This window comes from Bacillus sp. FSL K6-1338 (genome assembly GCF_038006965.1).
Lineage (GTDB): Bacteria > Bacillota > Bacilli > Bacillales > Bacillaceae_G > Bacillus_A > Bacillus_A thuringiensis_S.
The window spans coordinates 4000833-4023781 of record NZ_JBBOWI010000001.1; the positions used below are offsets into that span (position 1 = coordinate 4000833).

Consider the following 22949-nt stretch of genomic DNA (forward strand, 5'->3'; position numbering starts at 1 on the left):
GCACTGGTTACAGTGCTTTTTTATTTATACTTATTTAACAAATGATCATATTCCGTCCAAAAGTCGGTATACATACTTCGCTCAAGCTCATTTAAAATTATCTTTTCACTTGATTTATTAAATAATTCTTTTGCTTGTAGTGCAAAAGAAACAATTTGTTTTCTATATTCATTTTCATTCAATTCTATATGAAGCCCTTCATAGTATATAGCCTTTTGATCAGTAGAAATAACTTTGACAAAATCCTTTAAAACCACATTTTCACCTATATGGTTTATAGTCCAATGAATTGAAATTGGGCATCCTAACATGAGCATAGTGCCACATCCGTGCAAAATAAGCCCCTCTTCATTTTCAATATCACAAATATATTCTTTATCTAAAGTTCGTAACAGAGCTAAAGCTGATTCACTTATTCCCCATTCCTCATCCATACCTGTCCGCGTAATAATCGTTCCATCCACATTTAAATAAATTTCCCCGTGAGAACATAAATCTTCCTGCTCATTAAACAACCACTTTTGATTCTCAATATTTATAATAAAATTTTGTGGTACCATTACAAATTCCCCTTTTATAAAAATATTTATTTTCCACATTATTTATAATTAATATCATGTATTTCATCCCATATATCTATTATAAATCCATTTAATATTTTAAAAACACAGATAAAAAAGATATTGACACTACGATTTTACAGTGCTAACATTCAACATGTAATTGAATATGGTCTCTGTTAGGTGAGGCTCCTGTATAGAGAAACGCTGCTGCCCAAAAATGTCGAGAGACGCCAATGGGTCAACAGGAAAGGTCGGAATGAAGGCCTTTTTTAACGTAGCTGGTTTCAGTACCTATGCTATACAGTGCTAAAACTCAACGAGGGAGAGGTGCATGTATTTTGTCATACACAAAAACTGTTTTTATTTATGTCTACTAGCAGTCTTTGTTGTGGACTCTTTTAACTGCGAATTCAGACCTTTACTCGTTTTGAGTAAAGGTCTTTTTACGTCTATATGCACCTTACTATGAAACAAACATAGCATATTCAGAAACTACTAAATTGTACGGAGGTGAGGAACAGTTGGCAATTGATGATTCGGCCCAGATACCCATACGTTTTACATTCATATTTCATCATGTAGGTAGGAAAGAAACTGTTCCTCACCATTTCAAATAGTTAGTTAGGTAACAGATTGTTTCCTCCTTCATGACAGAGGAGGAACTACCGATGTTTAATTTACAAAGACAAGAAACAAAGCATGCTTATGAGCAAGATAGCATGAAAACAAATAACGAATTATTAGTGGAGGTTGCAACACAAGATGTAATCTCTGCGTTAAAACTTCTAGAAACAACACAAGATGGATTATCTAAACAAGAAGTGGCTCGTAGACTTTCTTTATACGGTCCGAACGAAATAGCTCATAATAAAATGGCGCCGTGGTACATTCAATTTCTGCTGGCATTTAAAAATCCATTTATTTTCGTTTTATTAGCTCTTGGGGCACTCTCCTTTTTCACAGATGACATACAAGGAACAATTGTCGTATCTGCAATGGTACTACTTAGTGCAACGATTCGGTTTTCCCAAGAATTTCGTTCTCAAAAAGCTGCCGATAATTTAAAGGCTATGGTTCGAACAACTGCGAGCGTATTTAGAATAAATGGATTTGTACATGAAACAAAAAATGTAACGAATTTAAATCGAAATTACACAACAGAAATTCCAATTGAAGAGCTTGTACCTGGCGATATTATTTCCCTTTCAGCTGGTGATATCGTTCCAGCTGATGTGCGTGTTGTATCCGCTAAAGATTTATTTGTTAATCAATCTTCTTTGACAGGGGAAGCACTTCCTATAGAAAAATACGAACACTGCTACCATACAGAAAATAAGCATATCTTACCGAAAAACATGAAAAAAAATTACAATCCACTCGATATGGAAAACCTTTGCTTCATGGGAACAAATATTGTAAGTGGTAGCGCAAAAGCTGTTGTCATCTCAACAAGTACCGATACGTATTTCGGCTCTTTAGCAAATAAGGTAATCGGAAAGCGTGTAGAAACAAGCTTTGATAAAGGTGTAAACAAAGTAAGCTGGCTCTTAATTACATTCATGCTTATTATGGCGCCTATCGTCCTTCTCATTAACGGATTCACAAAGGGAGATTGGCAAGAAGCTTTCTTCTTCGCTATTGCCGTTGCTGTTGGTCTTACACCTGAAATGTTACCAATGATTGTAACTGCTAATTTAGCTAAAGGTGCCGTTAACATGTCTAAACAAAAAGTAATTGTAAAACAGCTAAATTCTATTCAAAACTTAGGTGCTATGAACATTCTTTGTACAGATAAAACCGGAACTTTAACAGAAGATAAAGTTGTCCTTGTTCGTCACTTAGATTCTAATGGAAATAAATGCAATCGTGTCTTGCAATTTGCCTATTTAAATAGTTTCTATCAAACTGGATTGAAAAACTTAATAGATAAAGCTGTTATTAAGCATACAGAGGAAAACAATACATTTGACCCATCAGCTTTTCAAAAGCTAGATGAAATTCCATTCGATTTCGCCCGCCGGCGTATGTCAGTCATCGTAAAAGATATTTCAGGTGAACATACAATGGTTTGTAAAGGTGCCGTAGAAGAAATTTTATCAATTTGCAACTACACTGAAGTGGATAAAAAAATCGTTACACTCACTGAGGAAATACGCTCAAATGTCAAAAAACTAAGCGAGACATTGAATAGTGAAGGTATGCGGGTTATTGCTGTGGCTTATAAAAAAGATAGAAACATAAATGATAAAGAGTACGCAGTAAAAGACGAAACTGATATGATTCTCGCTGGATATATCGGCTTTTTAGATCCACCGAAACCATCTGCAGCAGCTGCAATTCAAGCATTACAAAAGCATGGTGTACAAGTAAAAATTTTAACTGGCGATAACGAAATTGTTACACGAAAAGTTTGTAAAGAAGTTGGATTAGATATCGGCGAACCAATCCTCGGTTACGAGATTGATTCTTTACCAGATAAAGCATTAGCAAAACTTGCTGAAGAAACGACTGTATTTGCGAAGCTTAATCCAATGCAAAAATCTCGCATTATACACGCATTACAAGGAAACAGACACACTGTAGGTTACATGGGAGACGGCATTAACGATGCTGTAGCATTACGTGAAGCTGATGTCGGAATATCTGTTGATACTGCTACTGATATTGCGAAAGAAGCTTCTGATATTATTCTACTCGAAAAAAGTTTAACTATATTAGAAGCCGGGATTGTAGAAGGACGTACTACATTCGGAAATATTTTAAAATATATTAAGATGACAGCTAGCTCTAACTTCGGTAATGTGTTTAGCGTGTTAGTAGCGAGTGCTTTCATTCCTTTTTTACCGATGCTTGCCATTCACCTTTTAATTCAAAACTTACTTTATGATATTTCACAACTTTCTATTCCATGGGACAAAATGGATAAAGAGTTTCTAGAAAAACCCCGAAAATGGGATACTGCAAACTTACGAAACTTCATTATTTGTATCGGCCCAATTAGTTCCATATTTGATATTATCACATACGTAGTCATGTGGAATGTATTTGGCGCAAATACACCGAGCGAGCAATCATTATTCCAGTCCGGTTGGTTTGTGGTTGGATTGTTAACTCAAACTTTAATTGTTCACATGATACGAACACAGAAGATTCCATTTATTCAAAGCACTGCATCAACACCCGTCGTTTTATTAACCGCTCTTATTATGGCAATCGGGATTTATATTCCATTCTCACCACTTGGTGCAGCCGTTGGTTTACAAGCATTGCCACTTAGCTACTTCCCTTGGTTAGTAGGAATACTATTAGGCTACGCTTTTTTAACACAATTCCTGAAAAAGCTTTATATTAAAAAGTTTCATAGCTGGTTGTAAAAATAAGAATGAGTGGGTATTCCCCGCTCATTCTAAAAGACATAACACATATTTATATATGGAGGTGACCATGATGGTATGGTACGACATTATATTCAGATTAGTTATAGCAATTATTGTAGGAGCTTGCATCGGAATGGAAAGACAATGGAGACATCGAATGGCTGGGTTACGGACAAATGCTCTCGTATCACTTGGTGCCTGTATATTTGTTTTATTATCCGTCATGCTTGATCATGATGCTAGCCCATCCCGCATTGCTGCTCAAGTCGTTAGTGGCATTAGTTTTTTAGGGGGTGGCGTTATTATCCGCGATGGTTTTAGTATTAGAGGGCTAAATACGGCAGCTACTTTATGGTGTGCAGCTGCTGTCGGTACTCTTACAGGCGCCGGTTTCCTCGTTGCAGCTATATTAGGTGCAGCCGGCGTGTTACTAGCAAATATACTTCTTCGCCCAATTGCTCTTTTTATGAATAAAAAATCAAAAGAAGAATCACCTGAACAAACGAACTACTTACTTTCCCTTACTTGTTCAGAAGAAACTGAAGCACATATTCGTTTTTTACTTATGCATATGGTAAGTACAGAAGGGCTCAGTTTAAAAGAGTTGTATAGTGAAGATGTAGATTCTAATCAAAAAGTTTGTATACAGGCTATATTACATTGCAAGACAAATGCAGCTATCTTAATTGAAAAAATAGTAAGTAGAATGCTATTAGAATCTGGCGTTACTGGAGCTGGATGGAAGACTTCTTTAGATTTAGAAGCGAGTTAAATAGGAAAGGTGTCATGATTTTTACTACTTCATGACACCTTCTACATAAATTTATTTTCTAACTTTTGTTGAAACGACTTCTCTTGCTTACGTAGTAGTTGACTACCTCGTTGTAAAAGCAGTGTTCCATACTTATCATTAATTTGATCAATGACAGCAAGTAGCGGTTCTTTTTTTGCATCCTCTTCAAATGAAAACAAATCTAATTGTTTCACCGATTCTGTCTTCCACTCTATTTCAGTAGCTGTAACACCTAGTAAACGAACGGAATCACCATCCCAATGTTGCTTCCATAAACGGGATGCTGCTTGAAAAATATCGCGTTCTTCCCAAATCGCATTTTTCAATTGCTTACTCCGTGTTACTGTTCGCCTATCATGGTATTTAATCATAATTTGAATATTATAGCTGACAAGGGTTCGCTTTTGTAACCTTTTACTCACTGACTTTGATAAACGTTCTAACATATCAAGTAATTCTTTCTCTTCATCCATATCCTTTGAAAAAGTCATCGAGTTACCGACACTTTTATGCTGTCCCATTTGACTCGGATCCACTTCCCTATCATCCATACCTTTTGCACGCCTTTGCAAATCAACACCGTGCTTGCCAATTTTAGCGCGAATGATATGCTCGTCTCCCTTTGCCAACTGTTCAATTGTCTGTATATGAATATCATTTAATTTTTCAGCTGTTTTCTCACCAATTCCATGCATTGCTCCAACTGGACGTGGCCAAATCAGTTCTGGAATATCGCGTTTTCGAAGCACGGTAATACCAAGTGGTTTTTTCATATCTGAAGCGGTCTTTGCTAGGAAAAGATTTGGAGCGATTCCAATACTACACGGAAGCTGCAACTCTGTTAATAGTGCTTGTTGAATCATCTTTGCTATTTCAAGAGGAGAACCAAGTGCGTAGCAATCTGTAATATCTAAATATCCTTCATCTATTGAGACTGGTTGTATCTTTTCTGTAAAACGGGAAAGGACTTGAAACATTTGAAATGAAGCTTCGCGATATAATGTGAAATTAGGACGCCTTACAACTAATTGCGGGCATAACCTTTTCGCTTCCCAAAGGGGCATCGTCGTACGTATTCCGTATTCTCTCGCCTCATAACTACATGTTATGATAATTCCTTTTCTCTCTTTTTCATTTCCAGCAACCGCTAATGGCTTTCCTTGTAATGATGGATCATGAGCAATTTCAACAGATGCGAAAAAGCAATTCATATCTACATGTAAAATTACATGACCATTTTTCGGATACATTTCTCGCATAGTACTCACTCCCTAATCAGAACGTTCGTTCTTTTATTATATCAAATTTTGCACAATAGTTATAATAATTACTTGTTCTTTTTTATAATCGATATAAAGAGGATATATATGTGAAAGGGGCTGATTATGATGAAATCAACTAATAAAGTGAAACTTTAATCAGTGGGGGGTTATTCATCCCCCACTGATTATTAGCCCTCACCAATTGGACTTTTACAAGCAGCCCGATCCCCACCTAACTTCTTTGCTTTCGCTGAATTTTGAGGTGGGGGGCTTACTGCCCGGCAAATGGCGGGCCAAACTCAACTATACATTCCTTGTAGTTATATTAATCATTGCAATTAATTATTTACTACTTCCGATTTTCAATATGAATACGTTAGGATTATTCCCTCGTCTAGTACATATAGCAACAACGTATATACTTCCATAGTTTTTCTTATATTGGCTTATACGTCTTGTCAAAGCAATCGAGTCAAAATAAAAAGCGTGTAAATCACAATTGATTTACACGCTTTTTCTATTCCATTACTTCGCTACTTCTTCAATAATTGCAACAACTAATTCTGCTGTTTTTGCTAACTCTTCAACAGGAATTTTCTCGTTTGTTGTATGAATTTCTTCATAACCAACTGCCAAGTTAACTGTTGGAATACCGTGTCCTGCAATTACGTTTGCATCACTTCCGCCACCACTTTGGTGAAGAGAAGGTGTACGACCAATTTTTTCAGCTGCACGTTTTGCAACTTCTACAACGTGATCGCCATCAGCAAATTTAAATCCTGGGTACATAACGTTTACTTCAACGTCTGCATGACCGCCCATTTCTTTTGCAGTTGTTTCAAATGCTTCTTTCATTTTCGCAACTTGTGCTTCCATTTTCTCATTGATTAACGAACGAGCTTCTGCAAAGATTTGTACATGATCGCAAACGATATTCGTTTGTGTACCACCTTCAAAACGTCCAATATTTGCAGTCGTTTCAGAGTCAATGCGACCAAGTGGCATCTTCGCAATTGCTTTCGCTGCGATAGTAATTGCAGATACACCTTTCTCCGGCGCTACACCAGCGTGAGCTGTTTTCCCGCGAATAATTGCGTTCACTTTCGCTTGTGTTGGAGCTGCAACAACGATTTCACCAACTTTTCCATCGCTATCTAATGCGTAGCCATATTTCGCTGTAATACGCTCACGATCTAAAGCTTTTGCACCAACAAGACCTGATTCTTCTCCGACTGTAATAATAAATTCAATTTTACCGTGAGGGATATTTTTCTCTTTTAAAACACGGATTGCTTCGAACATTGATGCTAATCCAGCTTTATCATCCGCACCTAAAATTGTTGTACCATCTGATACGATATATCCATCTTTAATAGAAGGCTTAATTCCATTACCAGGAACTACTGTATCCATATGAGAAGTAAAGTAAATTGTATCAACACCATCTTTTGTTGCTGGTAAAGTACAAATTAAGTTGCCTGCACCATGACCAGTTACAGCCATTGTGTCATCTTCAAATACTTCTACACCTAAATCTGTAAATTTCTTCGTTAATACTTTGCAGATTTCTGCTTCAAATTTCGTTTCAGAATCTACTTGTACTAATTCCATAAATTCATTTACTAAACGTTCTTGATTAATCATAAGACTGCGCCTCCTGCACTACCATTATGTATGTAACACTACTAATTATAACAGAATTTCGCAAAAGTTTCGAAATACAAGACAAAAAACAGATGGTTTACATGTCTAGATAACCATCTGCTTTCTATTACTCATTTAACAATACCCAGCGCATATGATCCTCCCACACGCCATTTACCATTAACATCTTCCTAGACACGCCTTCATATTGAAAACCTATCTTCGTCACCACTTGTATAGATGCTAAATTACGAGGCATAATCGGAGCTTCTATACGATGTAACTGAAATTCCTCAAAAGCAACTTGAATTGCTTTTCTAAGTGCTTCTGTCGTATACCCTTTGTTTAACTCTGCTTTATCTAATTTATAACCGAGTACACAAGATTGATAAATGCCACGAACGATTAAATTAAATGAAATACACCCAATTATTTTTGTATCATCACCCTTTTTAAAAATCCATAGTCTGATGATTTTCCCGTCTTCGAACTCTTTTCTATCCTTTTGCAACTTTTTCTTTTGATAATCTAGCGTAAAAAAATCATCCGGTCTATACTCTTCCCAAGCTTTTAAAAATTCACGATTTCTGTCGTAATATTGAAGAACTGTTTCAGCATACGACTCATCTATTTCCCTTAAGTATAAACGATCTGTTTCGTATATTTTCATCATCGTATCTCCATTCTTCAGCTTGCCCAACTAAAAATTAACAATATATCCTTTAACTATATTCTCTATACACACTCAAATTTCCTGTTATATTTTGCAATCCCCTCCCGAATTTTGTCCTCACTCTCCCCTTGTCCATAATTTCATTTCTCGTTACAATGAAATTGTACTGATTTGCAAGGAGGTATAACGATGCATAAAAAAGCTCAAAAAATTATGGTTTATGTGATGCTAATTTCTATGCTTGTAACAACATTACTTGCTGGCGCGAGTATGTTTTGGTAAAAAGGGCGATGTGTTCGTCCTTTTTTTACTTTTTACACATGAAAAAATAAACCATCTCGACATCGAGATGGTTTATTTTATATAAAACACAATCGCTACAATACTAAAGGAAAATGACATTACAAGTGCTATTACAAAACTTGTATATTGTTTCTGCTGAAATGCTCCAATAACAAAAGTGAGATTAAGTAATGCCATACATACAATCGCTACAAGATAAGAACATATATTAAAAGTTGCCAATATGAATGTAATAACAAATAGAAATCCCATAAAAAACTGCATATACGAAAGTTTTGGATTCAAGTACATATGAGCAACCCCTTTATCTAATTTTATCTTTCTATACTTTCATTAACGCATGGTTATGTACACATGTCAAGACAACTTATTACAATAGAAAAAGCCAACCTTTTCGTTGGCTTTTTCATATGCAACGGCTCCTTTTTCTTTTGCCAATTGCTGAAATGATTTTTTCGATTTCACAATCCATACTTTCGTTCCAATTGGAATACGATCAAACAAATATTCCACATCGTTTTTCTTCATTCTTATACATCCTTGTGAAATATACTTTCCAATTGAACTCGGTTGGTTTGTTCCATGTATTCCATATTTACTTCCATCAGTTCCTCTTGCATTAAACCCAATCCACCTTGACCCAAGTGGATTTTTTGGCGATCCACCCGGAATATTCTTCGCAATGTAATACGGGTCCTTCGCTTTCATTACAACATCAAAAGTTCCTTCTGGAGTTAATTCATTCGTTTTCCCTGTCGCTACTGGAAAAACTTTTTGAATCTTTCCATCGTCAATGTAAGCTAATTTATTCGTTGCTTTATTTACAATAATAAAAGGATCTCCGGCACGCGGATTATCCCCAAGAGGCCAAAGCGGCGATAAAGAAAGACATAATATGATAGAGAGAAGATACGGCATAGATAATTCCTACCTTCTATATAAGTTCTTTTATATTATCCTTTCCCTTAAAGCGACTTTTAATGAGTAAATATTGTTCCATTTCATACACAAGTTGAACAAGTTTCGCACGTATCTCAAATTCTTCGCGTGTAGCTGGCAATGGCATGTCTCTAAATAATTCCCTCATTTCTTGAAGCTGCCTTAAGGAAATAACGCCAGTACTCTCAGGGCTAATAGCATTACCAATGTTTTCAACAACATCTGCAATCATGTCAGCTTGTTCATATGTCCACGATAAAGAAGCTGCTAGTGGTATCATTCGCTCTAAAATTTCGAATTGTTGCATACGCATATTAAAATAACGATAGTAATAATCATCTTCTCGCATAAATGCATTCTCAAGTTTTTTAAACGATAAATCTCTTGCCTCATTTAACATATTCTCGGTTTCAATGAGTTCTGCTCCACTCCAACTACTTTCTCGATTTCGTAAATACACAACCATTTCAAACAAAATCGTTTTAAAATTACTCTCTATTTTATCTTGATACTCTTTTAGCTTATTTTCACTACTCGGCATATACATATTCACTAATAGAGCCACGCTAATCCCTATCGTTAATATAGCAATTTCATTTCCAACTATAAGCCATGTAATTTGCTTCAATGAATACAGGTGCATAACAATAACTGAGCTCGTGACAATACCCTCTTGAATTTTGAGCATAACTGCAGTCGGAATAAATGTAAGTAACAATATGCTAATTGCAAGTGGTGTATAGCCGATCGTTTCAAAAATACAAAACGCGAATACCATTGATAATACACACGCTAGAAAACGATGTAACGACACTTGAAGCGATTTGCGCTTCGTATTTTGTACACATAAAATAACTAAAATACCCGCTGAACTATAAAATTCTAATCCTAATAACTGAGCAATAAAAACTGCCGCGCCTGTCCCAATTGCTGTTTTTACTGTACGGTATCCAATTTTGAACATATCATTGCTCCTATATGTATAAACGTATTTACAGCTAGTATAAAAAAAGGATGACACAATGTCATCCTTTTCTACTTATTATTCACATAACCTTTTCATATTACAATATTTTTTGTAAAAATTGTTGCGCACGTTCACTTTTCGGCGCTGCAAAAAATTCTTCTGGCGCACTATCTTCTACAAGCTTTCCTCCGTCCAAGAAAAGAACACGATCTGCCACTTCTTTTGCAAAGCCCATTTCATGTGTAACGATAGCCATCGTCATTCCTGTCGTAACTAACGATTTCATAACTTCTAACACTTCTTTCACCATCTCTGGATCTAGCGCCGATGTCGGTTCATCAAATAACATAACTTCCGGTTCCATCGCTAACGCTCTTGCAATTGCTACACGTTGCTTTTGTCCTCCCGACAAACGATTCGGATACGTATTTTTTTTATCTACTAATCCAACCTTTTCTAAAAGTTTCTCAGCTTTCTTTTCAGCTTCTTGCTTCGTTACCCCTTTTACATTGATAGGAGCATACGTAATATTTTCTAATACAGTCATATGAGGAAATAAGTGAAAATGCTGAAATACCATACCGACATTTTCACGAACATGCATAACATTCGTTTTCGGATTCGTTACTTCTTCCGTTCCAATCCAAATGTGACCATCCGTTGGTGCTTCTAACATATTCATACAACGTAAAAATGTTGATTTTCCTGATCCAGAAGGTCCTATAATTGCAACTACTTCCCCTTTTTCAATCGTTGTTGTAATTCCTTTTAATACTTCGTTTTTACCAAATGATTTATGAAGGTTTTCAATTTTAATCACTTTTCTTCATTCTCCCTTCAATTGCCTTCCCGACTAATGTAAGAATAATGACTAACATATAATAAATCAGTCCAACAAAAAGTAATGGTTCAAGATATTTAAATGTCTCACCGCCTACGATGTAAGCACGACGCATTAAATCAGTCGCGCCTATTACTGTTACTACAGCCGATTCTTTCGTAAGTGTCGCAAATTCGTTCACAAGAGCTGGTAATATATTTTTTAATGCTTGAGGGAAAATAATATTTCTCATCATTTTTCCGTACGGTATCCCTAAAGCCATCGCTGCTTCTGTTTGTCCTTTATCAACTGCTTGAATACCAGCACGAATCACTTCTGACATGTATGCACCTGAATTCAAGCTAAATGCAAGTACAGCTGCTAAGAATGCTGGTATTTCATAACCAATTATTTGCGGGACGCCGAAATAAATAATCATTAATTGCAATACAAGTGGTGTACCACGAAAAATTGATGTATAAAAATCTGCTGCTATATTTAACGCTCGTATTCTAGCAATTTTACAAAGTGCTAATAATGTTCCTAAAATAAATCCTGCTAAAGCTGATACTGCTACAATTTTCAAAGTAACTTCTAAACCTTTTAGTATATATGGTATCGAAGGCGTAATCGCCGAAAAATCTAAGTTCATCCTTTTCATTCCCCTCAAAGAAAAGTGAAAGGCAGCTTATTTTTCGCTGCCAAACCATTTCTTCACTAATTTATCCATTTCTCCATTTTCTTGCATTTTTTTAATTACTTTATTAAATTCAGCTGTTTTATCACTATTTTTCGGAAGGGCAATTGCTGCTCCAACTTCTTCTGGCGCTTCTTTAATTTCAATTCCTTTTAAATCTTTCATTTTCTCTAAATAATTTTTAGCAACTGTGTCTTCTATAATTGCAGCGTCAAAACGACCAGCTTTAATTTCTTGTACGATTTCTGGTATACGGTCACGTCCCTCAACTTGGAAATCTACTTGTTTTTTAAATTCTGCTGCTTTCTCTTCTTGAATAGATCCTGTTTGTACTCCTACTTTTTTCCCTTTTAAATCCTCTACAGATTTAATATTAGAATCCTTTTTAGAAACGACCATATTTTTCGCAACAAAATAAATATCTGTAAAATCAACATTATTTTTACGCTCTGCAGTTGGCGTCATACCTGCCATTACGAAATCAACTTTTCCTGAACTAAGAGATGCTAATAAACCACCAAAATCCATATCTTTCACTTTCACTTCATACCCAAGTTCTTTTCCAATATATTTAGCAACATCAACATCAAAACCAATAATTTCATCACTTTTTGAAGCTTCCACGTATTCATATGGTTTATAATCTGCTGAAGTCCCCATTACGAGTACTTTCTTATTTCCTTTTGTTTCTTTCGATTCCCCATTACTACAAGCGCTGAATATACTTACAATTAAAATAAGTGCAAACGATATTGATAATAACTTCTTCATCTTTCTTCCCCCTAATAATGTATATTTAAAAGTTTAATAGAATATTTATTCGATGTTTGTATTGTATCAGCACTTTTATTTTTATGCAATATATAAAATAAAAATAAATAAAATAACAATATAAACGCTTTTTGTTGTGTATAAAATAATGCATAAAATAACATAACTATGCATATCTCAGAAATTAAAATAATAAAAAAGGCGGCACATCCACTTGATTGTGGACGTGCCGCCTTTTTTATTATTTTTTATAGTTCTTCACAATTCTCTTCGAAATACGATTGTAGTTTTGCAATAACTTGCATCGGTTCATGACCTTCAATTTCATGACGCTCTACCATCGTTACAATTTTTCCATCTTTTAATAAAGCAAATGATGGAGAAGAAGGTGGGTACCCTTCGAAATATTCACGCGCTCTTGCTGTCGCTTCTTTATCTTGACCTGCAAACACCGTTACAAGGTGGTTAGGACGTTTATCATAATGTACGGAATGCGCAGCAGCAGGACGAGCGATACCACCTGCACAACCACATACAGAGTTTACCATTACAAGTGTTGTTCCATTTCTTTTAAACGCTTCTTCTACCGCTTCTGGCGTCGTCAATTCTGTATATCCAGCAGAGACAATCTCTTCACGCGCTTGGCGGACAACATCATTCATAAAAAAGTTAAAATTAATCACTCTTTTCCCTCCTCTAAAACTACCTATTTGTATCTTACCAGTTAATGTTTATGAAATACAAGTAAGTTTACTTGTATTTAAGTATAGAAAAGGTGTTAGAGCACTTGCTCTAACACCTTTTCTTTAATGACCACGATGTTTTTGCTTTGCTTTTTGTACTTTAATTAAACGTCTTCTTTCTTTTTCAGCTTCTCGCTTCTCCTTAGACTGCACTTTCTTTTCTTGTTTATGCAATTCATAAGATAAACTAATCGCCTCTTGCGCCTTAGTAAAACGTTTAACATTTGTTTCTTTTGCTGTTTGTCGTATGATACGCTTTATATTTTTAGGACGCTGTTTTTCTTTAACTTCTACACCACATTTTGCAAAATGCTGAAAATGCTCTAAAAGTGAACTATTCACAAACATAAGCACGTCTTCATCTGACGGTTCCGCTCCAAAAATATACCTCGCTCCATACAATTTCCCTTGTTCTTTACATGTAATGATTCCAACAAAAAATTGGCCATCGTGATATACTGTCAACTCCATTGACAGCCCCTCCTTTAAAAAATTAGAAATACGGGACATCCCGGAGGGGAAGGTTACTGACATGAAATCATGCGTCTGGACTACCAACCAGAACTGTGTTTTTGTATTTCTTTCACTATTATTATATCTTTTTTTCCATAATCTTCATATATTCAGCAATCATTTTTTTATGCGATCCTACAATATAGTCAGGTAGTTCTGTTACTGAAAAGAATTTAAGCTGAACTGCTTCTTCTTTATTCATAACAAAATCCCCCTCGTATTCATCCGTATAATAGGCGGTTGTTACAGATTGAAATTCATCACCGTTTGCTAATTTTGTAAAGTAGTTCGCTCCAGAAAATACATTGATTAGTCGCAAGTTCTTCACTTTTATTCCTGTCTCTTCATATACTTCACGATAAGCTGTTTCTTCTGGTGATTCACTAAGCTCCATTAGCCCGCCAGGTAGCCCCCATTTTCCGTACGGCTCTGTCCGCTGCTGCAATAAAACATAACCATTTTCATTTATAACGAGTACAACAGCACCAACTAAAATTAAAGGGCGATGACCAACTATTTTTCGTAATTCTTCTACATATCCCACCGTATCGCCTCCTTTTTCGTTGTCCACACTATTGTATCATATGTACAAAACGACAAAATGCGTATATTTTTCATTTTTTTAACAAAATATTTATTTTATGTGATTCATCTACTGTAGCTAACATAATGGATTCAATTTCCGCACTCTTCTCTAAAAACTCTTTTGCCCACTCTTCTGTTTTTCCTATTAAAGCGAGAACGTCCTGTTGAATCCTTCCATTTTTCACTAAAATGAAAGAAACTGGAGACCTTCTCCCCGCCACTTTTAGATCCCGCCGTGAAGCTGCTTCATATTCTGGATACTGAAATATAGAAACAACGCCACTCGCTTCCCATAATGCTAATTTAACCGTTTGAATATCGCTCACATTTCGCATGCGAAGTTCCGAAAATAAATATTCCGCCGTAATTCTCGCCTTTTTCAAATTGCTAAAATCAATGGAACCATTGTGTATAAGAATGATAGGTGCTGGCTCTAAAAAGCGTCTCCATCTATCCCATTTCAGCATTAAAACTGAGCTTATAATATGAAGTACAACGAGTATGAACGTTGTAATCATCGAGCCCAGTAACCCTACTTTTTCATCAGACAATGCGTTAGAAATATTCCCACCAAGCAATAACACTAATACAACATCTAAAAAACGAAGTTGTGCGATAGACCTTTGCCCCATCGCTTTCGCAACTAATATTAAAAATATGTATGCTATAATAGCCCGAATAACCCATTCACTAGTAGAAAGATGCCGTGCTCCTTCAAAAATATGCATATGCATCAATTTGCACTCCTTACCCGTCTCAAACTGCTATCCTGTTTTAGTTTGCAACGTTTATGAGCATATATGTAAAAAAGCTGATTCGTTTAAAAACGAACCAGCTTTTTTTACTTAACTGAAAACATATATTTTTTATAAGTTTTCCGTACCGATAGTATGAGCCCCATCATAATCATATTCGAGAATAAGGAACTTCCCCCATACGATAAGAAAGGTAATGCAATACCTTTTACAGGCATTAATCCAACGATCATACCGATGTTTTGGAATATTTGAACTGTTAATATACCAATCGATCCAGCGCATAATAATGTACCAAATAAATTATCAGCGGAATAACCAATAATAATTGTTCGATATAGTAGTAATAGGAACAAGAAGACAACTAACGCTGCTACGATAAACCCACCTTCTTCGGCAATTGTAGCGAAAATAAAGTCAGTATGCTTCTCTGGGATATAGACGCTTCCTCCCCCAAACCCTTTACCTTCCATTCCTCCACTACCTACAGCTAAAATCGATTGTTGCGTTTGGTAACCTTGATCTGCATTTTCAAATGGATTTAACCAACCTACAATACGCGACTGTTGGTGAGGTTTTAGTAAAGTAACTAAATTATTATAGAAAAAATCTTGATACTTAAAGAAAATAAATATTAAAGCAGATAATATGGTCAACGGAATAACTGTACATAATGCTATCAATTTCTTTTGTATACCTGACATAAATAAAATACATGCAATTGCAGCAGCATATAAGAACACCATACCTGTATCCGGTTGACTATATACAACCGCCATAGGCGGAAGTGACACTAGCATAATTTTACCTACTAGCTTTAAATCTGTTTGGAATGTCCTTGCCATATACTGTGCATTATGTTTCACTGCTATACTCGCTACTACAAGAAGCAATGCAATTTTGAAAAACTCAGACGGCTGAATTTGTCCAAATACTGGGAAAACAAACCATCTTTTTGCACCTAATTTTTCAGGTGTAAAACCTGATGGTGGTAATACTTTCAAAAGAATAAGTGAAGCAAACCCAGCAATATAAAGCGGCCAAGACAATTTTTGCAACTGATCTAAGTCAATGCTAGCAATAAGAAGTAACAATACAACCCCAATTATGTAGTTAATCCCCTGCTTCATAGCAAAGTTTGCAGCTCCATACTGTCCCGTTTGCTGACTGCTATATATAGCAGCTATACTCGTCACACATAGTGCACACAAAATTAAAATTAATTTTACATCTAAACTTTTTAGAAACTCGGTACTTCTCTTCATGACATCCTCCTGAAACATTGTTACAGCAAAATAAAAAACCAGGAGTCAACATTCTTCATGTTTTGACGACTGATTACACATTATCTATAAAACACTTATATAGAATAACTCTCTTTTTCATACAATACAATATATTATACTACAGTTTCATCAGTAAGATTTGCCAAAAAAATTATTCTTTTCTTATTTTATATCCATATACCATATATCAGCAATGTATTTTCGTAAATTCCTAATACATAATCGTTTATTGTAAGATTACTGGGAAAGGTATTTATACATATAGTAGGATGTAGATGAAGAAATAAGACGATAAAAAGCTCGCATAAGCGAGCTTTTTATTAATATACAGATGTATTGTTTTCTGACATGTTTTCTAAAATTTCTTTAACACGTCCTAAGAACTTACCACAGATTAAACCATCAAGTACGCGGTGATCAAGTGATAAACATAAGTTAACCATGTCACGAGCACCGAACATACCATTATCCATAATTACTGGGCGTTTTACAATTGATTCAACTTGTAAAATAGCCGCTTGTGGGTAATTAATAATACCCATAGATTGAACAGAACCGAATGATCCTGTGTTATTAATTGTAAATGTTCCACCTTGCATTTCGTCTGCTTTTAGCGATTTCGTGCGTACTTTTCCTGCAAGTTCTGTAATTTCACGAGCGATACCTTTAATTGTTTTCTCGTCCGCTTGCTTAATTACTGGTACAAATAATTCTTCCTCTGTTGCAACAGCGATAGAAAGGTTAATATCTTTCTTCTGAACAATTTTATCGCCAGCCCACATTGAATTAATTTGAGGATACTCTTTTAACGCTTGTGCCACTGCTTTTACGAAGAAAGCAAAGAACGTTAAGTTAAAGCCTTCACGCTTCTTAAAGTCACCTTTAATTGAGTTACGGTATGACACAAGGTTTGTCACATCTACTTCAATCATCATCCAAGCGTGTGGTGCTTCGTGTTTACTGCGTAACATGTTTGCTGCGATTGCTTTACGCACACCTGTTACTGGAATTTCAATATCTCCAGGCATTGTAGGTACAGAAACTGGTTTCGCAGCTTCTACTTTTTGCGCTACTGGTGCTGCTTTTGGTGCTTCTGGGCGAGCTTCTACTACTACCGCTACAGCTTCCTCTTTCTTCGCACCTGCTTGTGGAATATTTCCAGATTCCACTAGCTTTAAAATATCTTTACGAGTGATACGGCCGTTTGCTCCCGTACCCTCTACTAAATCTAAATCAACGTTATGCTCACCCGCAAGTTTTAACACAGCTGGTGAAAAACGTGGTTTTCCATCAGTTGGTTGTTTTACTTTCGGTGCTTTTTCAGGCGTAATTGCTGCTGCCTTTGGTTCTTCTTTCGTTTTTTCCTCAACAGCTGTTGCTGCTACTTCGTCTGCGCCTTCTACTTGAATCACACAAACTACTTCACCTACAGCTAACGTATCACCTTCACCAGCGATTAACTCTTTCACAATACCAGTGAAAGAAGATGGTACTTCAGCATTTACTTTATCAGTCATTACTTCTGCAAGCGGATCATACTTGTTTACGTGATCGCCAACATTAACGAGCCATTTACTAATTGTGCCCTCTGTAACGCTCTCCCCGAGCTGAGGCATTGTAATATTTTCTACAGCCATGTATAGTCCCCCCGATTAAAATTCCGCAAGTTCACGCATTGCTTTTTCAACTTTATCTGGATTTACCATAAAGAATTTTTCCATTGTTGGTGCATATGGCATTGCTGGAACGTCTGGACCTGCAAGACGTGCGATTGGCGCATCTAAATCAAATAGACAGTTTTCAGCAATAATTGCTGCCACTTCACTCATAATGCTTCCTTCTTTATTGTCTTCTGTTACAAGAAGAACTTTACCTGTTTTAGAAGCTGCTTCAATGATTGCTTCTTTATCTAATGGATATACAGTACGTAAATCAAGAATGTGTGCAGAGATGCCATCTTGTGCTAACTTTTCAGCTGCTTGAAGAGCAAAATGAACACATAATCCGTACGTGATAACTGTAATATCATCACCTTCACGTTTTACATCTGCTTTTCCGATTGGTAATACGTAGTCATCCTCCGGCACTTCACCTTTAATTAAACGATATGCACGTTTATGTTCGAAGAATAATACTGGATCTTCATCACGAATGGCTGCTTTTAATAAGCCTTTTGCATCATATGGTGTAGAAGGGATAACGATTTTTAAACCTGGTTGGTTTGCAAACATCGCTTCTACAGATTGTGAATGATACAATGCACCGTGAACCCCCCCGCCAAATGGTGCACGGATTGTAACTGGACAAGTCCAATCATTATTAGAACGATAACGAATTTTTGCTGCCTCAGAAACAATTTGGTTTACTGCTGGCATGATGAAATCAGCAAACTGCATTTCAGCGATTGGACGCATACCATACATTGCTGCACCAATTGCTACCCCAGCAATTGCAGATTCTGCAAGCGGTGCATCAAGCGCACGATCTTCACCAAATTGATCATACAAACCGTGTGTCGCTTTAAACACGCCACCTTTTTTACCAACATCTTCTCCTAAAACGAATACTTTCTCATCGCGTTCCATTTCTTCGCGCATTGCTAATGTAATAGCATCAATATAAGACATTACAGCCATGAAACGTTCCCCCCTATTCTGCGTATACGTGCTTCAATGCATCTTCAGGTGCTGCATACGGAGCATTTTCTGCATATTCTGTTGCTTCATTTACGATATGCATAATTTCGTCTAACATTTGTTTTTCCGATTCCTCAGTTAACACACCAGCTTCTTTTAAATAAGCCGCGAATGTTATAATTGAATCTTTTTTCTTTGCTTCTTCTACTTCTTCTTTATCACGATAAACACGATCATCATCGTCACTAGAATGTGCTGTTAAACGATATGATACTGTTTCAATTAAAGTTGGGCCTTCACCACGACGACCGCGATCTGCTGCTTCTTTTACAGCTTTATATACTGCAAGCGGATCGTTTCCGTCTATTGTATATCCAGGCATACCATAACCAATTGCACGATCTGATACGTTTTTACATGCTAATTGTTTTTCAACCGGAATAGAGATTGCATATTTGTTATTTTCACACATAAAAATAACAGGTAGTTTGTGTACACCAGCAAAGTTTGCCCCTTCATGGAAGTCACCTTGGTTTGAAGAACCTTCTCCAAATGTAACGAACGTTACTAAATCTTTCTTCTCCATTTTTCCAGCTAGTGCAATACCAACTGCATGTGGTACTTGCGTTGTTACTGGAGATGAACCTGTAACAATACGATTTTTCTTTTGACCGAAGTGACCAGGCATTTGACGACCACCAGAGTTTGGATCTCCAGCTTTCGCGAAAGCAGACAACATAAGCTCTTTAGCTGTCATACCAAATGCTAGTACAACACCCATATCACGATAGTATGGTAATGCATAATCTTTCTCTCTATCAAGAGCGAACGCCGCTCCAACTTGTGCAGCCTCTTGTCCTTGACAAGAAATTACGAATGGAATTTTACCAGCGCGGTTTAATAACCACATACGTTCGTCGATTTTACGTGCAAGTAACATCGTACGGAACATTTCTAATACTTGCTCATCACTTAAGCCAAGCTCTTCATGGCGCTTTTCTTTTACTTCTGCCATTTTTCATAACCTCCTAAATCCACATTTTTATGCGTGTAACGCTCTTCCATCTACAGCAAGTGCTGCTTCACCAATCGCCTCAGATAATGATGGATGCGGATGAATTGTATGTGCTACTTCCCAAGGTGTTGCATCAAGTACTCTTGCAAGACCAGCTTCAGAAATCATATCTGTTACATGTGGTCCAATCATATGAACACCAAGAATGTCATTTGTCTCTTCATCAACTACAAGTTTTACGAAACCATCTGATTCTCCGTATACAAGTGCTTTTCCGATTGCGCGGAATGAGAACTTACCTACTTTTAACTTATAGCCTTTTTCTTTCGCTTCTTGTTCTGTTAAGCCAACAGAAGCAACTTCTGGACTGCTATATACGCATTTTGATACCATAGAGTAATCAATTGGTGTAACTTCTTTCCCTGCAATATGTTCTACTGCAGCAATTCCTTCATGAGAAGCAACGTGAGCAAGTTGCAAACCACCGATTACATCTCCAATTGCGTAAATATGCGATTCTTTCGTTTGATAAAACTCATTTGTTTGAATGTATCCTTTTTCCACAACGATATCTGTGTTCTCTAAGCCAATATTTTGCGTATTCGCTTGTCTTCCAACAGATACAAGCATTTTTTCAGCTTTAAATTCTTTATTCTCACCGTTATGTTCAGCTTGGATTGTTACTCCATTATCTTTTACCAATGTTTCTGGTAATACTTTTGCACCAGTTACCACTTTAATACCTTTTTTCTTGAATAGACGTTGCATTTCTTTTGAAACGTCTTGATCTTCTAGTGGTAATATCGTTTTTGCATACTCTAATACTGTAACTTCTACACCGAAGTCAGCAAGCATAGATGCCCACTCAATACCGATTACACCGCCACCAACGATAATAATCGAACTAGGAAGCGTTTCCATTTTTAGGGCATGATCCGAAGACATTACGTATTCTCCATCTAATTCTAAACCTGGTAATGAATTTGGACGAGAACCTGTTGCAACAAGTACATTTTTTGGAATTAACATTTCATTCTCTTCTCCACTTGCAAGTTCAACTGAAATTGTCCCTGGCATAGGAGAGAAAATAGACGGGCCAAGAATACGACCAATACCTTCAAACACATCAATTTTACCTTGTTTCATTAAATGTTGAACGCCTTTATGAAGCTGCGTTACAATCTTCTCTTTACGCTCTTGTACTTTCGCAAAGTTTAGTTCTACATTGCTTGCAATAACTCCGAACTCTTCGCTTTTTTTAGCAGTTGCATATACTTCCGCACTACGTAAAAGAGCTTTACTAGGAATACATCCTTTGTGTAAACAAGTACCACCAAGATTTTCTTTTTCGACTAGTGCTGTTTTTAATCCTAATTGTGATGCACGAATTGCAGCAACATATCCACCAGTACCGCCGCCAACGATGACTAAATCATATTCTTTTGCCATTATCTCAACCCCTAGCTACCGTTTCTTTTTCACGTACAACGTATTCTTTTGGAGCTTCTTCTTCACGTAACACACGAAGTGCTCCTTCTGCTAACGCTTCTAACTCATCTTCGCCTGGATGTACGATAACATCTGCAATCCAGTCCACTCGCTCTTTTATTTCATCGACAAGAATTTTACTGTATGCCAGTCCACCAGTTAATACGATTGCATCGATTTTCCCGTGAAGTACAGCGCTAGCTCCGCCAATCTCTTTTGCAACTTGATATGCCATTGCCTTATAAATAAGAGTTGCTTCAGGATCACCTTTTTCAACCATTTTCTCTACTTTAATCGCATCATTTGTACCGATTAAACTTACAAGTCCACCTTGTCCGACAAGTTTTTTAATCATTTCATCACGGTAATACTCACCAGAGAAACACATTTCTACTAGTTGCCCTACTGGTACTGTACCAGCGCGCTCTGGACTAAATGGTCCTTCTCCGTTTAAACCGTTATTCACATCGACTACTCTTCCTTTTTTATGAGCACCAACTGTAATGCCACCGCCCATATGTGTAACTAATAAATTTAAATCCTCGTATTTGTGATTTAACTGTTCAGCTACTTTACGAGCAACTGCTTTTTGATTTAATGCATGGAAGATACTTTTGCGTTCCATACCAGCAATGCCACTTATACGAGCAACCGGCTCCATCTCATCTACAACGACAGGATCCACAATGAATGCAGGGATATTTAATCCAGAAGCAATTTCATATGCCAAAATGCCTCCAAGGTTTGAAGCGTGATGACCGCTAAAGCCATTTTTCAAATCTTCTAACATCGCATCGTTTACTGTATAAGTACCGCCTTCGATTGGACGAAGTAATCCACCACGTCCACAAACAGCGTTTAATTTTGAAATGTTAATACCATGAGAATGTAGAACTTCTAAAATCGTTTCTTTTCGAAACTCATATTGGTCGATAATTCGCTTATATTTTCCAATCTGTTCTACGTCATGACGAATCGTTTCTTCTAGAACGGGTCTTTCATTATCAAAAACACCAATTTTTGTGGATGTACTACCTGGGTTAATAACAAGAATTCGATTTACAGACAATGTTGCTACCTCCACTAATAAATTCAAAAGGAAGCGGAAACCTCATAAGA

The 22949-nt window shown here is 36.5% G+C and carries 23 protein-coding genes and 1 riboswitch; of the genes, 3 read left to right on the top strand and 20 right to left on the bottom strand.

Features of this window, described 5'->3' with window-relative positions; genetic code table 11:
* Window positions 1-20 precede the first annotated feature (20 nt).
* Entirely contained in the window at window positions 21-560 is a 540-nt protein-coding gene (locus tag NZ044_RS20410; RefSeq protein WP_000249065.1) for a hypothetical protein, read from the bottom strand.
* Window positions 561-728: 168 nt separating this feature from the next.
* Window positions 729-896, top strand: a riboswitch (M-box (ykoK) riboswitch).
* Window positions 897-1231: 335 nt separating this feature from the next.
* Here NZ044_RS20410 and mgtA point away from each other — a divergent pair.
* The gene (gene mgtA / locus NZ044_RS20415; protein ID WP_000482683.1) at window positions 1232-3937 is read left to right on the top strand and encodes a magnesium-translocating P-type ATPase; all 2706 of its coding nucleotides are present in this window, start codon (window positions 1232-1234) and stop codon (window positions 3935-3937) included.
* A 73-nt stretch (window positions 3938-4010) separates the two neighbouring features.
* Window positions 4011-4712 (top strand): MgtC/SapB family protein, encoded by a 702-nt coding sequence (locus NZ044_RS20420; RefSeq protein ID WP_000262340.1) that lies wholly within the window; start codon window positions 4011-4013, stop codon window positions 4710-4712.
* A 41-nt stretch (window positions 4713-4753) separates the two neighbouring features.
* Here NZ044_RS20420 and NZ044_RS20425 read toward each other — a convergent pair whose 3' ends face one another.
* The 3 genes from NZ044_RS20425 to NZ044_RS20435 form a co-directional block, all read right to left on the bottom strand.
* Window positions 4754-5992 carry a DNA polymerase IV gene (locus tag NZ044_RS20425; RefSeq protein ID WP_001208844.1) on the bottom strand — a complete coding sequence of 413 codons (1239 nt, stop codon included), beginning with the start codon at window positions 5990-5992 and terminating at the stop codon, window positions 4754-4756.
* Between the two features lie 528 nt (window positions 5993-6520).
* Entirely contained in the window at window positions 6521-7639 is a 1119-nt protein-coding gene (locus NZ044_RS20430) for a tripeptidase T (RefSeq protein ID WP_000609803.1), read from the bottom strand.
* 127 nt (window positions 7640-7766) lie between these two features.
* A complete protein-coding gene (locus NZ044_RS20435) occupies window positions 7767-8312 on the bottom strand; it encodes a GNAT family N-acetyltransferase (protein ID WP_014894891.1) in 546 nt (181 codons plus the stop codon).
* Between the two features lie 189 nt (window positions 8313-8501).
* Here NZ044_RS20435 and prli42 point away from each other — a divergent pair, with 189 nt between their 5' ends.
* Window positions 8502-8594, top strand: coding sequence for a stressosome-associated protein Prli42 (prli42, locus tag NZ044_RS20440; protein ID WP_000549037.1), 93 nt, complete (start codon window positions 8502-8504; stop codon window positions 8592-8594).
* A gap of 72 nt (window positions 8595-8666) precedes the next feature.
* On the opposite strand, the gene NZ044_RS20445 is transcribed toward prli42, so the two are convergent.
* The 16 genes from NZ044_RS20445 to buk all read right to left on the bottom strand — a co-directional run bounded on the left by NZ044_RS20445 (window position 8667) and on the right by buk (window position 22899).
* A complete protein-coding gene (locus NZ044_RS20445) occupies window positions 8667-8906 on the bottom strand; it encodes a DUF3894 domain-containing protein (RefSeq protein ID WP_000281167.1) in 240 nt (79 codons plus the stop codon).
* A gap of 66 nt (window positions 8907-8972) precedes the next feature.
* On the bottom strand, window positions 8973-9533 hold the full coding sequence (locus tag NZ044_RS20450; RefSeq protein WP_001146571.1) for a L,D-transpeptidase: 561 nt from the start codon (window positions 9531-9533) through the stop codon (window positions 8973-8975).
* A 16-nt stretch (window positions 9534-9549) separates the two neighbouring features.
* Complete coding sequence (locus NZ044_RS20455) at window positions 9550-10518, bottom strand: aromatic acid exporter family protein (protein ID WP_000472671.1); 969 nt, start codon at window positions 10516-10518, stop codon at window positions 9550-9552.
* Between the two features lie 100 nt (window positions 10519-10618).
* Window positions 10619-11341 carry an amino acid ABC transporter ATP-binding protein gene (locus NZ044_RS20460; RefSeq protein WP_000590203.1) on the bottom strand — a complete coding sequence of 241 codons (723 nt, stop codon included), beginning with the start codon at window positions 11339-11341 and terminating at the stop codon, window positions 10619-10621.
* Window positions 11334-11993, bottom strand: a complete 660-nt coding sequence (locus tag NZ044_RS20465; RefSeq protein ID WP_001046915.1) for an amino acid ABC transporter permease — start codon at window positions 11991-11993, stop codon at window positions 11334-11336. Before NZ044_RS20465 ends, NZ044_RS20460 begins: the two co-directional genes overlap by 8 nt.
* 36 nt (window positions 11994-12029) lie before the next feature.
* Window positions 12030-12809, bottom strand: coding sequence for a transporter substrate-binding domain-containing protein (locus NZ044_RS20470; RefSeq protein WP_000735462.1), 780 nt, complete (start codon window positions 12807-12809; stop codon window positions 12030-12032).
* 248 nt (window positions 12810-13057) lie between these two features.
* Complete coding sequence (locus NZ044_RS20475) at window positions 13058-13471, bottom strand: BrxA/BrxB family bacilliredoxin (RefSeq protein ID WP_001979317.1); 414 nt, start codon at window positions 13469-13471, stop codon at window positions 13058-13060.
* 144 nt (window positions 13472-13615) lie between these two features.
* Window positions 13616-14023, bottom strand: coding sequence for a YjdF family protein (locus NZ044_RS20480; RefSeq protein WP_098505678.1), 408 nt, complete (start codon window positions 14021-14023; stop codon window positions 13616-13618).
* 121 nt (window positions 14024-14144) lie between these two features.
* Window positions 14145-14609, bottom strand: coding sequence for an NUDIX hydrolase (locus NZ044_RS20485; RefSeq protein WP_000542551.1), 465 nt, complete (start codon window positions 14607-14609; stop codon window positions 14145-14147).
* A gap of 70 nt (window positions 14610-14679) precedes the next feature.
* On the bottom strand, window positions 14680-15384 hold the full coding sequence (locus NZ044_RS20490) for a DUF421 domain-containing protein (protein ID WP_000550977.1): 705 nt from the start codon (window positions 15382-15384) through the stop codon (window positions 14680-14682).
* A gap of 107 nt (window positions 15385-15491) precedes the next feature.
* Window positions 15492-16670, bottom strand: a complete 1179-nt coding sequence (locus NZ044_RS20495) for an FtsW/RodA/SpoVE family cell cycle protein (RefSeq protein WP_000831177.1) — start codon at window positions 16668-16670, stop codon at window positions 15492-15494.
* Window positions 16671-17011: 341 nt separating this feature from the next.
* Window positions 17012-18328 carry a dihydrolipoamide acetyltransferase family protein gene (locus NZ044_RS20500; protein WP_000257646.1) on the bottom strand — a complete coding sequence of 439 codons (1317 nt, stop codon included), beginning with the start codon at window positions 18326-18328 and terminating at the stop codon, window positions 17012-17014.
* A gap of 15 nt (window positions 18329-18343) precedes the next feature.
* Entirely contained in the window at window positions 18344-19327 is a 984-nt protein-coding gene (bfmBAB, locus tag NZ044_RS20505; protein WP_000290071.1) for a 3-methyl-2-oxobutanoate dehydrogenase subunit beta, read from the bottom strand.
* Between the two features lie 13 nt (window positions 19328-19340).
* The gene (gene bfmBAA, locus NZ044_RS20510) at window positions 19341-20342 is read right to left on the bottom strand and encodes a 3-methyl-2-oxobutanoate dehydrogenase subunit alpha (RefSeq protein ID WP_000852551.1); all 1002 of its coding nucleotides are present in this window, start codon (window positions 20340-20342) and stop codon (window positions 19341-19343) included.
* A gap of 27 nt (window positions 20343-20369) precedes the next feature.
* The gene (lpdA, locus tag NZ044_RS20515; RefSeq protein ID WP_001051295.1) at window positions 20370-21791 is read right to left on the bottom strand and encodes a dihydrolipoyl dehydrogenase; all 1422 of its coding nucleotides are present in this window, start codon (window positions 21789-21791) and stop codon (window positions 20370-20372) included.
* A gap of 4 nt (window positions 21792-21795) precedes the next feature.
* A complete protein-coding gene (buk, locus tag NZ044_RS20520) occupies window positions 21796-22899 on the bottom strand; it encodes a butyrate kinase (protein ID WP_000115782.1) in 1104 nt (367 codons plus the stop codon).
* Window positions 22900-22949 lie beyond the last annotated feature (50 nt).

Coding starts and splice junctions, on each gene's coding strand:
- bfmBAB (WP_000290071.1), bottom strand. CDS start 19,327: ATGGCTGTAATGTCTTATATTGATGCTATTACATTAGCAATGCGCGAA.
- mgtA (WP_000482683.1), top strand. CDS start 1,232: ATGTTTAATTTACAAAGACAAGAAACAAAGCATGCTTATGAGCAAGAT.
- NZ044_RS20495 (WP_000831177.1), bottom strand. CDS start 16,670: ATGAAGAGAAGTACCGAGTTTCTAAAAAGTTTAGATGTAAAATTAATT.
- NZ044_RS20425 (WP_001208844.1), bottom strand. CDS start 5,992: ATGCGAGAAATGTATCCGAAAAATGGTCATGTAATTTTACATGTAGAT.
- NZ044_RS20450 (WP_001146571.1), bottom strand. CDS start 9,533: ATGCCGTATCTTCTCTCTATCATATTATGTCTTTCTTTATCGCCGCTT.
- NZ044_RS20410 (WP_000249065.1), bottom strand. CDS start 560: ATGGTACCACAAAATTTTATTATAAATATTGAGAATCAAAAGTGGTTG.
- NZ044_RS20430 (WP_000609803.1), bottom strand. CDS start 7,639: ATGATTAATCAAGAACGTTTAGTAAATGAATTTATGGAATTAGTACAA.
- NZ044_RS20490 (WP_000550977.1), bottom strand. CDS start 15,384: ATGCATATGCATATTTTTGAAGGAGCACGGCATCTTTCTACTAGTGAA.
- NZ044_RS20465 (WP_001046915.1), bottom strand. CDS start 11,993: ATGAACTTAGATTTTTCGGCGATTACGCCTTCGATACCATATATACTA.
- NZ044_RS20470 (WP_000735462.1), bottom strand. CDS start 12,809: ATGAAGAAGTTATTATCAATATCGTTTGCACTTATTTTAATTGTAAGT.
- NZ044_RS20480 (WP_098505678.1), bottom strand. CDS start 14,023: ATGGAGTTGACAGTATATCACGATGGCCAATTTTTTGTTGGAATCATT.
- lpdA (WP_001051295.1), bottom strand. CDS start 21,791: ATGGCAAAAGAATATGATTTAGTCATCGTTGGCGGCGGTACTGGTGGA.
- NZ044_RS20500 (WP_000257646.1), bottom strand. CDS start 18,328: ATGGCTGTAGAAAATATTACAATGCCTCAGCTCGGGGAGAGCGTTACA.
- NZ044_RS20445 (WP_000281167.1), bottom strand. CDS start 8,906: ATGTACTTGAATCCAAAACTTTCGTATATGCAGTTTTTTATGGGATTT.
- NZ044_RS20435 (WP_014894891.1), bottom strand. CDS start 8,312: ATGATGAAAATATACGAAACAGATCGTTTATACTTAAGGGAAATAGAT.
- NZ044_RS20475 (WP_001979317.1), bottom strand. CDS start 13,471: ATGAATGATGTTGTCCGCCAAGCGCGTGAAGAGATTGTCTCTGCTGGA.
- NZ044_RS20420 (WP_000262340.1), top strand. CDS start 4,011: ATGGTATGGTACGACATTATATTCAGATTAGTTATAGCAATTATTGTA.
- NZ044_RS20455 (WP_000472671.1), bottom strand. CDS start 10,518: ATGTTCAAAATTGGATACCGTACAGTAAAAACAGCAATTGGGACAGGC.
- prli42 (WP_000549037.1), top strand. CDS start 8,502: ATGCATAAAAAAGCTCAAAAAATTATGGTTTATGTGATGCTAATTTCT.
- bfmBAA (WP_000852551.1), bottom strand. CDS start 20,342: ATGGCAGAAGTAAAAGAAAAGCGCCATGAAGAGCTTGGCTTAAGTGAT.